This is a genomic window from Lutibacter sp. (genome assembly GCF_013139515.1).
Classification (GTDB): domain Bacteria; phylum Bacteroidota; class Bacteroidia; order Flavobacteriales; family Flavobacteriaceae; genus Lutibacter.
Window position 1 is genome coordinate 1 of record NZ_WTAR01000110.1, and the last position, 14174, is coordinate 14174.

Genomic DNA, 14174 nt, shown 5'->3' on the forward strand with positions numbered 1-14174 from the left:
TAACCAGCTATAACCTTGGCTGCTCTTCCAGTAGGCGCTAGTAAAACAGCCTTTCTACCAGCTTTCCAAAGATTATTAACAACAGTACTTATTGTTGTTGTTTTTCCTGTTCCAGCGTACCCTTTAATTAAAAAAAGAGCTTCCTTATTGGTGTCAAAAATAAAATCAGACAATTTACCAAGTAATATATTTTGTGAGCTTGTAGGCTCAAAAGGAAACTTTTCAATAATCTCTTTATAAAATTCTGGTGCGGTTTTTGTCATATTATAAATAAAATTCAAATATACAAATTGATTTATGCCGAAAAATTTTTCTCATTAAAAAAAATTTGTAGATTTGCGTACACACAAAAAAACAAATACATAATGATAACATTTTTGATTATATTAGCTGGTATTGTAGTTACTGGTTTTTTAGCTTACGCTATTGTAAATTTTATCCCAAGGAAATTGCATTGGATAGTTTCAGTTATATTAATTGCTTTAGCAGCACTTTTAGTATATAACATCAATTTTGAAATTCAAAAGCCTGTACAGTTTAACAAAACTAAAAAAGTTAAATATGCTGCAGTAATTAAAAACTTAAAAATTCTTCGTGATGCAGAAATTGCTCACAAAAAAGTTACTGGTAAATATTCAGCAAGTGGTGAAGGATTAATTCAATTTATTGATACAGCTCAATTTGCATTAACACAAACAAGAAACGTTCCTAAAACAATCGATGTTGGTGGTGGTATTACTAAAGAAATTGAAGAAAGAGTTGTTGACACTATTGGATATGAAGATGTTAAAACACAATTTGCAGGGTTAGATTATAAAAATATGTTAACCATTCCTGGTACTGATCAACAATTTAAAATTGAAGTCGGTCAAATTGAAAAAATACAAGGCTTATTTGCACCAGTATTTGAAATAAAAGTTGATAAAGCTTTAATTTTAAAAGGTATGGATATGAACTTAATTAAACAAGAAAAAGAAGCAATTGGTGGTGAAGAGATTAGAGGTGAATATGTAAGAGTTGGTTCTTTAGGCGAAGTAAGTGAAGACGGAAACTGGCCTCCATTTTATGATAAAGCAGACAAAAAAGATAACGAATAACAACGTAGATTTTATAAATCTGCAAGAAAATCATTTATCCATCCAACTTAGTTTGGATGGATTTTCTTTTTGTATTTATAATAAAATACGTGAAGAAATAGGTGTATTTGCGGTATATGAATTTCAAAACACATCTAATTCACCATACAAACACTTAGAATTAGTTGAACAACTGTATCAACAAGAAATATTACTTCATATAAAATATGAATCTATTAGTGTTGTGCACTTAAATAATTTAGTTACCCAAGTACCACAACCCCTTTTTGATAAAAATCAACTAAAAAATTATCTAAACTATTCTATTAAAGTTCTTGAAAACGATTTTATTTGCTACGATGAAATACCTAATTCTGATATTGTAAATGTGTACATACCATTTGTTAATATTAATAATTTTTTAATAGATAAATACGGTTCTTTTAACTATAAGCACTCCTCTACAGTTCTTATTGAACAGCTAATTCATCAGCATAAAAATATAGATGATATAATTTGCTTTGTAAACGTTTCAAAAAATAATTTTGAAATTGTTGTGTTGAAAAATAAAAAATTGCAGTTATATAATTCATTTAATTTCGAAACAAAAGAAGATTTTGTGTATTACATACTTTTTACTGCTGAGCAATTAAATTTAAACCCAGAAGAGTTAAAAATGGTTCTTTTAGGCGAAATTAATGAAGAACTAGAATTGTACACCATACTTTACAAATATATTAGAAACATTGAATTTTATAAACCCGTGAATTCCTCTCCAATTCTTGAAAAGGAAATTTCACTTCACTCCCACTTCACACTTTTAAATCAACATTATAATTAAATGCGAATAATTTCAGGAAAATTTAAAAGTAAACGATTACAAGCACCAAAAAACTTACCTGTTAGACCAACTACTGATATGGCCAAGGAAGCGTTGTTTAATATCATTAATAATTCATATTACTTTAATGATATTAGTATATTAGATTTATTTTCTGGCACCGGAAATATATCTTATGAGTTTGCCTCAAGAGGTACAGAAAATATAACAGCTGTTGATGCTAACTTTGGATGTATAAAGTATATTAATTCTATTTCAAAAGAATTAGATTTAAATTTAAATACTATAAAAAGTGATGTTTTTAAATATTTAGAAAAAACAACTGCAAAATTTGATTTAATTTTTGCGGATCCTCCTTATGATTTTGAAACGGAGCGATTTGAAAAAATAGCAGATTTAGTTTTTGAAAAAAATGCATTAAATGAAGAAGGATTATTAATTATTGAACATTCTAAACTTACAGATTTATCAAACCATAAATACTTTAGTTATTCAAAAAAATACGGAGGGAATATGTTTAGCTTTTTCGAAAAAGAAGAAATAGCCTAAAATAACGATTCTATTAGTTGTTTTTCTGTAATTCCTTCAGCTTCAGCTTTGTAATTTTTAACAATTCTATGCTTTAAAATTGAATAAGCAACTGCTTGAACGTCTTCAATATCTGGTGAATATTTACCTTTAACAGCTGCGTTAGCCTTTGCTCCTAAAATTAAATTTTGCGATGCACGTGGCCCAGCTCCCCAATCAATATAATCATTAACTATTTGAGGTGAATTTTCAGAATTTGGGCGAGTTTTAGAAACTAATTTCACAGCGTATTCAACCACATTATCAGCTACAGGAATTCTTCTAACTAAATGCTGAAAATCATTGATTTCCTTCGCAGATAATAACGCATTAATTGTAGGTTTTTCATCATTGGTTGTACTTTTTACAACTGCAACTTCTTCTTCAAAACTAGGATATTCTAAATTTATGGAAAACATAAATCTATCTAATTGAGCTTCTGGTAAAGGATACGTCCCTTCTTGTTCAATTGGGTTTTGCGTAGCTAATACAAAAAACGGCTTTTCTAAATTGTAATGATGTCCTGCAACTGTAACCGTGCGTTCTTGCATAGCTTCAAGTAATGCTGCTTGTGTTTTTGGAGGTGTACGATTAATCTCATCAGCCAAAATTATATTGCTAAAAATTGGACCTTTTATAAATTTAAAATGACTTGTTTCATCTAAAATTTCACTTCCTAAAATATCTGAAGGCATTAAATCTGGCGTAAATTGAATTCGTTTAAAGTCTAACCCTAATACTTCAGCAATTGTGTGTACAATTAATGTTTTAGCCAAACCTGGTACTCCAATTAAAAGAGAATGTCCGCCACTTAAAATTGATAGTAAAATATGATCAACAGCTTCATTCTGACCAATAATAACTTTTCCAATTTCTTGTTTTAAAGCTTTGTGTTTTACAACCAACTCTTTTAATGCAGCAACATCAGACATATTAATCTTTTTTCCAGTTACTTTTAAACTCACATTTTTTAAATTCATTGTGAATTTTAATATAAGTGTCCTTTATTTTATCTTTTGCCCATTTATCAACTGTTTCTTCTTGCTTTTTTTGCAATGTTAACTTTTGAATTTTTTCATAATCTTGTGTGAAACTAGCTATGTGTGCTTCTTCTTTACTTTTTAGTAAAATTATTTTATGCATTTTTTCAGCTCCTCTAATTTCATCGTAAAAAACACTGGTAATTTCTCCTGCTTTTAAATTACTAACACGCCCGTATAAGGTTGGATCCATACGAGTTAAATTAAATTTAGTGTCGTTAGTTTGAGGATTTAAAATTAATCCTTGGTTGTTTTTTGTGTCTTTATCTTCAGAATATTTTGAAACAGCTTCTTCAAAAGTAATTTCTTTTGAAAGAATTTGCTCACGAATTTTTGCTAATTCAACGTTCGAAGCTTTTAATTCTTCATCGCTAATTTTTGGTTGAATTAATATATGACGAACATCGCGTTCTTGACCTTTAATTTTTTCAACCTGAATAACGTGGTAACCAAAACCTGATTCAAATGGTTCTGAAATTTCACCTTCATCTAAACTAAATGCAACTTCTTTAAACTCTTTAATAAAACCACTTTCACGTGTTATTGTATATTTTCCACCAGAACCTTCTCCACTACCTGAAACAGCTGGGTCATCTGAATTTATAATTGCTTTTAGTCTAAAGCTATACCCTTCTTCAATTTCTTTTTTTATTTCGTTTAACTTTTCAATTACACGATTCACTTCTTTTTCAGATGGTTTAACAATTTTTACTATTTGTGCTAATTCAATTTCAGCACTAAATTCTGGTAAACTATTCTCTTTTTCTAAGTTTTTAAAATAAGTTCTTACTTCTTCTGGTGTTACATCAACTTTTTCAGTTATACTAGCTCTTTCTAAACGAATTAAAATTTGTTCTTTTTGAATTTCAAATAATTCTTTTCTTAAGTCTTCCTCATCATTAAAACCGTACATCTCAACTACTTTTTCAATAGTTCCTAATTGTTGTGTAAAATAAGCAACATTACGTTCAACTTCACCATTAACTTCTGCATCAGAAGCAACAATACTATCTACAACAGCATGATGAGCAATTAATTTTTGCAACATTAATTCTTCAAGCATTTCGCAATCAGTAATATCAATTTTACCTTCAACACGTTGCTGCAATTCTTTTTTAAATTTATCAATGTCAGAATCTAAAACTATATTTTTTCCAACTACAACAGCTACACCATCAAGTTTAATTTTTTTAAAATTAGTAGTGCTTACATTTAAGCTGTCCTGTGCATTTATTCCTATAAAAAAAAGTAAAAATATTAATCCAATACTATTTTTTCTCATGTTAGTATATTTCAAATTGTTGTTTTTTATTTGCATCATCAATTAATGTTTCTTCAATATTCCTTATTAATAATAATTTACGCTGATGTAAAATCATCTGTTTTATTGTAGGTGTAATATAGCTTTCTGGAGCTATTTCATTTCTTTTTAACACCTGTTTTATAGCCACCAAATATAAGCTTAATGAATCTTCTTTTTGAATAAAACTTCCTTTTTTTAACAACTGTTTTTTATCATCAGCATTTAAAACTGGAATTTTAAGCATTAGGTCGCTATATTTCACCCAAATTGAATCGTTTAAATGGTGTGATTTCAAAAATAATTCTTTTGAATTTAAGCTGTCTAAGTCTTCTTTTTTTGTTGAATTAAATAATTTAATTAGTTCTTTTTTATTTAAAATTTCTTTATCAATTTTAATATATTTAAGCTTTACTAATTCTTCATTTAATTTAAAGTTTTGGCTGTTTTCCTTATAAAATTGTTCAATATCTTTTTTTGTGATTTCAGTATTTAAATATTGCTTAACAACAGCTTCTTTATATGAATTTATGAATAAATCTTTTCTGTATTTTATGACAAGTTCTTCAAATTCTTCTGTTTTATTTCCTAAATTAAGATGTGCTTTAGACAATAATAGTTGTTGCTTAATCCAATTGTTAATGTAGTTGTTTGCTATTAAAATACTATCTTGTTTTACAATGTTTTCAGTAAAAATATTTTTAAAATCTTCTTTATATAAATACGTATTATTAACACGCGCTACAGGATGTTTATTATCTTTTTTAATAGTAAAATAGTCGCAAGATTGTAAACTAATTATAGCTATTATGCATATGTATCTATATTTCATCTATAATTTAATTTTTTTTAAACTCTTTTTTTCAGAATTGTTAATTATAACCTCATATTTTTCATGAAGTTTGCTAGTGAACACTTCTTCTAAATAATTTTGATAATCTGAAATTACAGAACCTTTTATATTTTTAAAAGTTTTGGTATTATATTTTAACGCTTTATTTGTATTAAAATAATTTGAAAGTCTGGCACTGTCTTTTGCTTTTTCCCAAATTTGAGTTTCTAACAAATCAAATAATAATAAGCCTTCTTTAAATTCATTATACATATTTGCAAATTCACTATTTGTAGATTCTATATGTTCTTTAAAATAGGTGATTACTTCTTCTTCTTTAAAACGTTCAAGAGCACTAATAATATTTTTATATTTAGCTGATTTTAAATAATTTATAAATTTATCTTGAAAAATTTCTTTACCATTAATTAACAGTAATTTTTTATTGAAATTTTCAGGATTTGTTTTCCAGTTTTCAACATTAAATTGCTGGAGTGCTTCCTTACTAACTATAACATTATATTGCTTAAATAATTTATTTATAACCGATTCACCAATTAAATTTGAGCGTGTATCTTTATTTATTTCATTGGTTAATTTGGCTTTTAACTTTTCAAAACTCTCTACGGGATGTTTTTTAATTAATTTAATAATATGCCAACCAAATTGCGTTATAAATGGTTTTGAAATTTCATTTTCATTGTTAATAGAGAATGCATTTTTTGAAAACTCTGGCAACATTTGACCAGTACCAAATTTCCGAACTCTACCACCTTTAGAAGCACTTGCTTTGTCTTCAGAAACTTTTGTAGCTAAATCAAAAAAGTTTACATTTTTATCTATTAATAAATTATAAACTGAATCTATTTTTTTCTTATTAGTTAAGCTATCATTTTTAAACATAATATGAGCAACTTCAACCTCGCCTTTCGTTTCTTTTATGTCATTTACTTTTAAAATATGATATCCAAACTTTGTTTTAAAAGGCATAGAAACTTCTCCAATTTTAGTTGAATAAGCTACATCTTCAAACGGATAAACCATTTGTAATGCTGTAAAATAGCCTACGTTTCCACCATCTTTATCAACCGTTGTATCTTCTGAATATTTTTTTGCAATTGTTGTAAAGTCAGCACCTTCAATAACCAAATTTCTAGCTTTAATTAGTTTATTGTAAGCTTTTAGCGTGTCTTTTGGTGAAGCATTGGGCTCCAAAAAAACAAGAATATGACTTACATTTACTTCCTTTTTTAATCGTTCATAAGCCTCTTTCACTAAGTTTTCAGTAACTACATTATCTTTTAAATAAGGTTTAATAAGGTTTTCTTTATACTGTTTTAATTCTTTTTTAAACTTAGGCAGTGTATCAATTCTTAAAAATCTAGCTTCTTTTACTTTTAATTTATAATTGATAAAAAGTTTTAAATAACCATCAAAATTAGTTTTTGTAGTTGTATTTATTTGTAAGTTTTTTTTGTAAATTGTTAAAAATTCTTCTGAATAATAAGGTTCATTATTAATTGTAAACAATATATTTTTATTTTCTTGCGAAAAACTTTTAACACCAATAAAAAATACTATAATTAGTAAATACTTAAATTTCATAAATAATAATTTGCTTCAAAAATAAACAATGGTTTTATAAATCCAATTTTAAAACGCTGCAAGATATTTTTTATTTTAAAATTTCAATGTTAAAGGAATCACAAAGAAATAATGCCTTCTACTTTTTCAGCTTGCTTGTATTTTAAAATAATATCATCAGCTTTTTTCATAACTACAAGTACTGATAAACTTACATATTTTCCCGTTTTTGAAGATGTTTTTGTAATTACGGCTCCTGTAAAATCAAAAATATCTTCAACTTGTTTTACTGCAACTTCATTTGAAGGAACAATAAATTTAAAAAGATACTTTGCTGGAAAAACTGTATCTTTCTTTAATTTTTTCTTTAATTTTTTGTAAAATTGTTCTCTTTTGTCCATTTTTCACTTTAAAAAGGTTGGCAAATATACTCTCAAAAAAATTGTTAATATATAACTAACAAAATTACATGATTATTTTCAGTATAAATTCATGAATAAATTATTTTTGCAGTATGCAACAAAAAATAGTAATTACAGGAGGACCCGGTACAGGTAAATCTACCATAATTGACGAATTGATAAAAAGAAATCTTAGATGCATGACTGAAATTTCTAGAGAAGTTATTTTAAATGCACGTAGAAGTGGAACTGAGCAATTATTTTTAACAAAACCTTTACTGTTTAGTGATTTATTGTTAGAAGGTCGTATCAATCAATATATTGAAGCTGAAAAGTTTAATGATGAACTTGTATTTTTTGATAGAGGTATACCAGATGTTCATGCATACATGAATTATATAAGTATAGATTATCCTGCTAAATATATTAACACCAGTAACTTATACAAATATGATTACATTTTTTTAATGCCACCTTGGGAAGAAATTTATATTTCTGATAATGAACGTTATGAAAATTTTGAACAAGCTTTAGCAATACATAATCATTTAGAACGTACTTATAAAGAATTAAATTATACTATTATTGAAGTGCCAACAGGTACTATTGAAGATAGAACAGATTTTATTTTAAATTATATAAAATAGTGAATACACCTCTTGAAATATTAAAAAAGTATTGGGGTTATCCTAAATTTAGGAACCCGCAAGAGGAAATTATTGAAACTATTTTAGCTAAAAAAAATACAGTTGTATTGTTACCAACTGGTGGTGGAAAATCTTTATGTTATCAAGTACCTGCACTAATATCAGATGGAGTTTGTATTGTAATTTCACCACTTATTGCATTAATTCAAGACCAAGTAAATAGTTTGCAAAGCAAAAATATTAAAGCCATTGCATTAACTTCACAGTTAAATAAAGAAGAAACAATAACGGCATTTGACAATTTGCAATTTGGAAATGTTAAATTTTTATACCTTTCTCCTGAAAAATTACAGTCTGCGTTTATCCAAGAAAAAATTAAACAATTAAATGTTTCAATAGTTGCTATTGATGAAGCACATTGTATATCTGAATGGGGACACGATTTTAGACCTTCTTACCTACAATTAAACATTTTAAAAGAGTTACAGGCTAAAGCTACTTTTATAGCTCTAACAGCAACAGCTACACAAATAGTTTTAAATGATATTCAACAAAATTTAGAACTTGAAAAGGCCGTAGTTTATAAAGAATCGTTTCAACGCACTAATTTAAATTACCATGTAATAACTACCGAAAATATTTATGGGAAATTACTTCAAATTGTACGTAAAATTGATGAGTCTGTTATTATTTATACAAATAGCAGAAAACAAACAAAGGAAGTTTGTACATTTTTATTGAAAAATAATTTTAAAAGCAGTTATTACCACGGAGGATTATCTAACATTGAGAAAAACACTTCTTTTAATAATTGGATGAGCAATGATACACCAATAATGGTAGCTACAAATGCTTTTGGAATGGGTATTGACAAACCTGATGTTAGAACTGTAATTCACATAAACACACCTAATAGTTTAGAAAATTTTATTCAAGAAGCTGGACGAGCTGGTAGAGATGGAAAACAATCTTATTCAATAATTTTAACCAATAAATCTACTGTTTTTGAAACTACATCTAAATTTTCATTAAATGTTGCTTCAACAAAATTTGTTAAAACTGTTTACAATCATTTATGCCAATATTTTAACATTGCGCTAGGTGAATTACCAATACAATTATTTGATTTTTCATTGCAAGAATTTTGTTTTACATATAAACTAAAACTTTTACAAACATATAATGCTATAAAAACGCTTGAACGGGAAAATATCATTAATTTAGATGAGAACTACACTAAAAAATCTACTCTTAAATTTTTAATAAGCAGTACAAAAGTATTTGATTACATTAATAATCATCCTTCAAAAAAAGATTTAATACAATTAATACTAAGAAGTTACGGAGGTGTTTTTGATCACTACACCATTATTAATGAGTTTACACTTTCAAAAAAAGTAAACGCATCAAAAAAAGAAATTATTACACATTTAAATGATTTACATTCAAATGGAATTATAAATTATTCACATAAAAATACTACTTCAAAACTATCATTTCAAGTTGCTAGAGATCATAATTATACCATTAATAGTATTTCAAAGAGCATTGAACAGCAAAACAATTTGAAATTAGAAAAATTAAACGCTACCATATCATATATTCAAAACACTAAAACTTGTAGAAACATTCAGCTACTCTCCTATTTTAATGAAATTATTACTAAAAATTGTGGTACTTGTGATGTTTGTAAATCTAAAATTCAATCTAAAAATTCAGTTGAAACAGTTTTAAACCAAATTCTTCATTTATTAACTAAAAAGTCACTGTCTTCACAAGAAATAAGTACACATTTAAACTATTCTGAAACTGAAATATTAAATTCATTAAAAATATTATTAGAACAAAATAAAATAGCAATAACTTCGCAAAATAAATTTAAAAGAAACTTTTAATGAGAGATTTGAGAATTGTATTTATGGGAACGCCAGATTTTGCTGTTGCAATTTTAGATGCACTTGTAAAAGCAACATATAATGTAGTTGGTGTAATTACTGCTCCTGATAAACCTGCTGGAAGAGGACGAAAAATACAGGAATCTGCAGTTAAAAAGTATGCATTAGAAAACAATTTAACTATTTTACAACCTACTAATTTAAAAAGTGAAGATTTTATTAAAGAATTACAAAATTTAAATGTCAATTTACAAATAGTTGTAGCGTTTAGAATGTTACCAAAAGTAGTTTGGCAAATGCCTAAATATGGTACATTTAATTTACACGCATCATTATTACCAGACTACAGAGGTGCTGCGCCTATTAATTGGGCACTTATAAACGGTGAATCCAAAACGGGTGTAACTACGTTTTTTATTGATGAAAAAATTGACACAGGAAACATTATTTTGCAAGAAGAAGTTTCAATTAGTGATACTGAAATAGTTGGTGAATTGCATGATAAACTTATGCATTTAGGTAGTAAATTAGTTGTAAAAACTGTTGAACAAATACAACTAAATACAGTTAAAACAGTTAAGCAACATGAAATTAAAGAAAAACCTGCACCCAAAATATTTAGTAATACTTGCAAAATTAATTGGAATGATTCTTTAAACAACATATACAATTTAATAAGAGGTTTAAATCCATATCCAGCAGCTTGGACAACTTTAGTTAGTAATAATGAAGTGATAAAAGTTAAAATTTACAATATTCAAAAAGAGATTGAAAATCATCAATACAAACCAGGCACTTTAATAAATACTAAAAATGAAATTAAAGTTGCAGTAAATGGTGGCTATATAAAAATTGAAAGTTTACAACTATCTGGAAAAAGAAGAATGGATAGTAAAAGTTTGTTAAATGGCTATACATTTTTAGAAAATACAATAATGCAATAAACCTATATTTCATAGGGTTTATAGCTTTTTTTCAATGAATACCCTCATGGTTATTAACATTTAATATCATTTATTAACAAAAATGCTACTTTTTTTCACTAAAACTTGCACAAACCCTTATTCCGTATAACTTTGTTAAGCTATTATTAGCGAAATTATGTTTAACCAATTAATTTAAAATTCAAGTTATGAACAAATCAGATTTAATTGATGCAATGGCAGCTGATGCTGGTATCACAAAAGCAGCAGCAAAAGCAGCATTAGAATCATTAACAGACAATGTGACTAAAACTCTTAAAGGAGGTGGTAAAGTTGCATTAGTAGGATGGGGAACTTGGTCTATCTCAGATAGAGCAGCAAGAACTGGTAGAAACCCTCAAACTGGAAAAGCTATTCAAATTGCAGCTAAAAAAGTTGTTAAATTTAAAGCAGGTGCTGGATTAAGTGATGCTGTAAACTAAGTATATAGGAATTATTTCTTATTTAAAAACTCTCTAAATATTTAGAGAGTTTTTTTTATAACTAAATTTTGCTATATTTATTCATACAATTTTAATTTAATGACCAAACAAAATCCATCAAAAGGTAAACTTCTGGTTTCTGAACCGTCTATATTAAACGATAAATCATTTAATAGGTCGGTAATTTATTTGTCAGAGCACAATGAAGATGGAACAATTGGTTTTATTATAAATAAACCAACTGAATTTATTTTAAATGATTTAATTAAAGATATAAATTGCGATTTCAAAATTTACAATGGTGGCCCTGTAGAGCAAGAAAATTTATACTTTATTCATAAACTACCAAACTTAATTCCTAATAGTATTCAAATAGATAAAGGTATTTATTGGGGTGGCAATTTTGAAGTTTTGACAAATTTATTAAACAGTAATGCTATAAAACAAACTGATATTCGTTTCTTCTTAGGCTATTCTGGCTGGTCAGTTACACAATTAAAAGATGAACTAGAAGAATCTACTTGGATTGTGGTTGAAAATAACTACTCAAATATCCTAAATATACAAAGTGACGATATTTGGAAAAATCAATTATTAGATTTTGGTGGCGAATATCAAATTTGGGCAAATGCACCCAAAAATTTAAATCTAAACTAGTTTATTAAATTCTAGCGTCAACTCTTTTGAAACCTTAGTACTATAAACAGCTTTTTTGTAAGATGTAATTGGTTGAATACCAATAATAACATTTGAAATAAACACCTCGTCAGCTTTTTGTATATCAAATGGTGAAATCACTGACTCTTCAATTGTGTATGCATTCATTTCTGAAACTATTTCAATAATTTTTTTTCTTGCAATTCCTTTTACGCATCCGTCTATAATTGGAGGCGTTTTAATTATACTCCCTTTAACAATAAAAATATTTGCGTTAATTGCTTCAACAACATGTTTGTTTTCATTTATTAAAATACAATTATCAAAATTATTTTCTGAAGCATAAATACTTGCTAAAACATTGGTTAATTTATTGGTTGTTTTAATTGTTGATAACAAACCAGAGTATACATAATAATCTTTAAATAAATCTATTGTATACTGCTCTTTAACTACTGTATTTAATAAAGGTGAAACTTCAATTAAATAGTTAATTTGGTTAGTTAATGGCTTGTACAAACCACCATCTTGCCTATACACTGTAAATCGTGCTCTTGCGTTTTCTAAATTATTTTGTTGAACTGTTTTCAGTAATTCGCTTTTAAAAAAATCTAATGTAAAACTCATTGGAATTTCCATTCTAAGCATCCTCATTGAAGCCATTAATCTAAAATAGTGATCTTCAATAAAGTAAACAGTTAAATTTTTAACTTTTATAGTTTCAAATAAAGCATCACCATATTTAAAGACTCTATTATTAGCATTTAAAACTTCTGCCGATTTATCAAAAAACACTCCGTTTAAATTAATCATTTCTTGCATTTAGTTAACAAATTTACATAAAAAAACCTTGAATTTCTCCAAGGTTAATACTCGTTTAAGCTTATTCTTATTAAGCCCCAATAGTGTGTTTTAATTCTTCAATCTGATTTTCCCAAAACATTTTAGATTCTTCAACTTCATCTTCATCAGCAAAATCAGTAACAATTAATGAAACATCTTTCGTTATTTCATCAACTTCAATTCTAAATTCAAAAAAAGTTTTAGCATCTTCATCTTCCAACCATTTAAACTTTATTTTTTCATTAGGACGTTCTTGTAATACTTTAGCCTGTTCTTCAGATCCATCCCATATAAATGTATATAACTCTCCGCGTGAATTTACATTATCAGCAAACCATTCTGATAAACCAGACGGTGTGCCAAAATATTGGTACAACATATGAGGTGAAGCATGTATAGGGAATTCTATTTCAAATTTAATTTTTGTAGACATATTTTATAATTAAAAGCACAATATATATAATTTATCTTTTTAAAAAAAATTTAAATTCTTAAAAAATTGAAGAATATATTTGTTGCTATAACTATTTTATTTTTTATATTTGCAGCCTTAATAAATGGCGTGGTAGCTCAGTTGGTTAGAGCGTCGGATTCATAACCCGGAGGTCTGCAGTTCAATTCTGCATCACGCTACTAGATTTAAATTCAACAAAACGAACAGTTTAGCTTTCTAAACTGTTTTTTTTATGTCTAATTTAAACGAATACCTTACCTTTAAAGTCGAAAGTGCATACGATTGTGCATACGATTTAACTGTGAAAAAGAATTATTCAACCCCTAAAATGTATACCGCTAATGGCGATTTAAAAAAGCGCTGGTACGTATATTTTTCCTTCCGAGATCCTAAAACTGGAAAACTAAAACGAGTTACACCCTTTTATGGAGAAGTTCATAAATACAAAACTAAGGAAGATCGCTTATTTGTTTTATCAGCGTATAGAAAAAAGATTTTAGAATTATTAAAAAAAGGATACAATCCTTTTGATGATAACACTAAGTTATATCAAAAACATAAAGAGGAGCTAAACAAAAATACAGTTGTAACTAAAAATTATGAGCCTACAATTAATACTAAAGATGTAATTG

General features: G+C 27.0%; 16 protein-coding genes, 1 tRNA gene and 1 pseudogene. 10 read left to right on the top strand and 8 right to left on the bottom strand.

Annotated elements, in window-relative coordinates:
* A partial coding sequence (locus GQ540_RS09855; RefSeq protein WP_291800538.1) for an AAA family ATPase occupies window positions 1–263 on the bottom strand: 263 nt, incomplete at its 3' end.
* Between the two features lie 102 nt (window positions 264–365).
* On the opposite strand from GQ540_RS09855, the gene GQ540_RS09860 reads away from it, so the two are divergent.
* The 3 genes from GQ540_RS09860 to GQ540_RS09870 are packed head-to-tail and all read left to right on the top strand — an operon-like array spanning window position 366 to window position 2466.
* Window positions 366–1097 carry a hypothetical protein gene (locus tag GQ540_RS09860; protein WP_291800539.1) on the top strand — a complete coding sequence of 244 codons (732 nt, stop codon included), beginning with the start codon at window positions 366–368 and terminating at the stop codon, window positions 1095–1097.
* On the top strand, window positions 1066–1917 hold the full coding sequence (locus GQ540_RS09865) for a DUF3822 family protein (protein WP_291800541.1): 852 nt from the start codon (window positions 1066–1068) through the stop codon (window positions 1915–1917). The genes GQ540_RS09860 and GQ540_RS09865 overlap by 32 nt, the downstream gene beginning before the upstream one ends.
* Window positions 1918–2466 carry an RsmD family RNA methyltransferase gene (locus tag GQ540_RS09870; protein WP_291800543.1) on the top strand — a complete coding sequence of 183 codons (549 nt, stop codon included), beginning with the start codon at window positions 1918–1920 and terminating at the stop codon, window positions 2464–2466.
* On the opposite strand, the gene GQ540_RS09875 is transcribed toward GQ540_RS09870, so the two are convergent.
* The 5 genes from GQ540_RS09875 to GQ540_RS09895 all read right to left on the bottom strand — a co-directional run bounded on the left by GQ540_RS09875 (window position 2463) and on the right by GQ540_RS09895 (window position 7641).
* Window positions 2463–3416, bottom strand: a complete 954-nt coding sequence (locus tag GQ540_RS09875; protein WP_291800567.1) for a MoxR family ATPase — start codon at window positions 3414–3416, stop codon at window positions 2463–2465. The two genes, GQ540_RS09870 and GQ540_RS09875, sit on opposite strands and share 4 nt — an antisense overlap.
* Before the next feature lies 1 nt (window position 3417).
* Window positions 3418–4806 carry a peptidylprolyl isomerase gene (locus GQ540_RS09880; protein WP_291800545.1) on the bottom strand — a complete coding sequence of 463 codons (1389 nt, stop codon included), beginning with the start codon at window positions 4804–4806 and terminating at the stop codon, window positions 3418–3420.
* Between the two features lies 1 nt (window position 4807).
* Window positions 4808–5656 carry a peptidyl-prolyl cis-trans isomerase gene (locus tag GQ540_RS09885; RefSeq protein ID WP_291800547.1) on the bottom strand — a complete coding sequence of 283 codons (849 nt, stop codon included), beginning with the start codon at window positions 5654–5656 and terminating at the stop codon, window positions 4808–4810.
* Window positions 5657–7261, bottom strand: a complete 1605-nt coding sequence (locus GQ540_RS09890) for a peptidylprolyl isomerase (protein ID WP_291800549.1) — start codon at window positions 7259–7261, stop codon at window positions 5657–5659.
* A gap of 98 nt (window positions 7262–7359) precedes the next feature.
* Entirely contained in the window at window positions 7360–7641 is a 282-nt protein-coding gene (locus GQ540_RS09895; RefSeq protein WP_291800551.1) for a DUF493 family protein, read from the bottom strand.
* A 113-nt stretch (window positions 7642–7754) separates the two neighbouring features.
* Here GQ540_RS09895 and GQ540_RS09900 point away from each other — a divergent pair, with 113 nt between their 5' ends.
* The 5 genes from GQ540_RS09900 (at window position 7755) to GQ540_RS09920 (ending at window position 12245) form a co-directional block, all read left to right on the top strand.
* Window positions 7755–8288 (top strand): ATP-binding protein, encoded by a 534-nt coding sequence (locus GQ540_RS09900; protein WP_291800553.1) that lies wholly within the window; start codon window positions 7755–7757, stop codon window positions 8286–8288.
* Window positions 8288–10183, top strand: a complete 1896-nt coding sequence (locus GQ540_RS09905; protein WP_291800555.1) for an ATP-dependent DNA helicase RecQ — start codon at window positions 8288–8290, stop codon at window positions 10181–10183. Before GQ540_RS09900 ends, GQ540_RS09905 begins: the two co-directional genes overlap by 1 nt.
* On the top strand, window positions 10183–11127 hold the full coding sequence (gene fmt / locus GQ540_RS09910; RefSeq protein ID WP_291800557.1) for a methionyl-tRNA formyltransferase: 945 nt from the start codon (window positions 10183–10185) through the stop codon (window positions 11125–11127). Before GQ540_RS09905 ends, fmt begins: the two co-directional genes overlap by 1 nt.
* Window positions 11128–11315: 188 nt before the next feature.
* Window positions 11316–11588, top strand: coding sequence for an HU family DNA-binding protein (locus GQ540_RS09915; protein ID WP_291800559.1), 273 nt, complete (start codon window positions 11316–11318; stop codon window positions 11586–11588).
* A 99-nt stretch (window positions 11589–11687) separates the two neighbouring features.
* Window positions 11688–12245 carry a YqgE/AlgH family protein gene (locus tag GQ540_RS09920; RefSeq protein ID WP_291800561.1) on the top strand — a complete coding sequence of 186 codons (558 nt, stop codon included), beginning with the start codon at window positions 11688–11690 and terminating at the stop codon, window positions 12243–12245.
* On the opposite strand, the gene GQ540_RS09925 is transcribed toward GQ540_RS09920, so the two are convergent.
* Together GQ540_RS09925 and GQ540_RS09930 are read right to left on the bottom strand one after the other, a co-directional pair.
* A complete protein-coding gene (locus GQ540_RS09925) occupies window positions 12237–13058 on the bottom strand; it encodes an aminotransferase class IV (RefSeq protein ID WP_291800563.1) in 822 nt (273 codons plus the stop codon). The genes GQ540_RS09920 and GQ540_RS09925 overlap by 9 nt on opposite strands.
* 79 nt (window positions 13059–13137) lie before the next feature.
* Window positions 13138–13521, bottom strand: a complete 384-nt coding sequence (locus GQ540_RS09930; RefSeq protein WP_291800565.1) for an START-like domain-containing protein — start codon at window positions 13519–13521, stop codon at window positions 13138–13140.
* 126 nt (window positions 13522–13647) lie between these two features.
* Between GQ540_RS09930 and GQ540_RS09935 the strand changes: the two genes are divergently transcribed.
* Both GQ540_RS09935 and GQ540_RS09940 read left to right on the top strand, forming a co-directional pair.
* Window positions 13648–13721: transfer RNA gene (locus GQ540_RS09935), tRNA-Met, on the top strand.
* A 53-nt stretch (window positions 13722–13774) separates the two neighbouring features.
* Window positions 13775–14174: pseudogene (locus tag GQ540_RS09940) on the top strand (hypothetical protein); the annotation flags it as partial.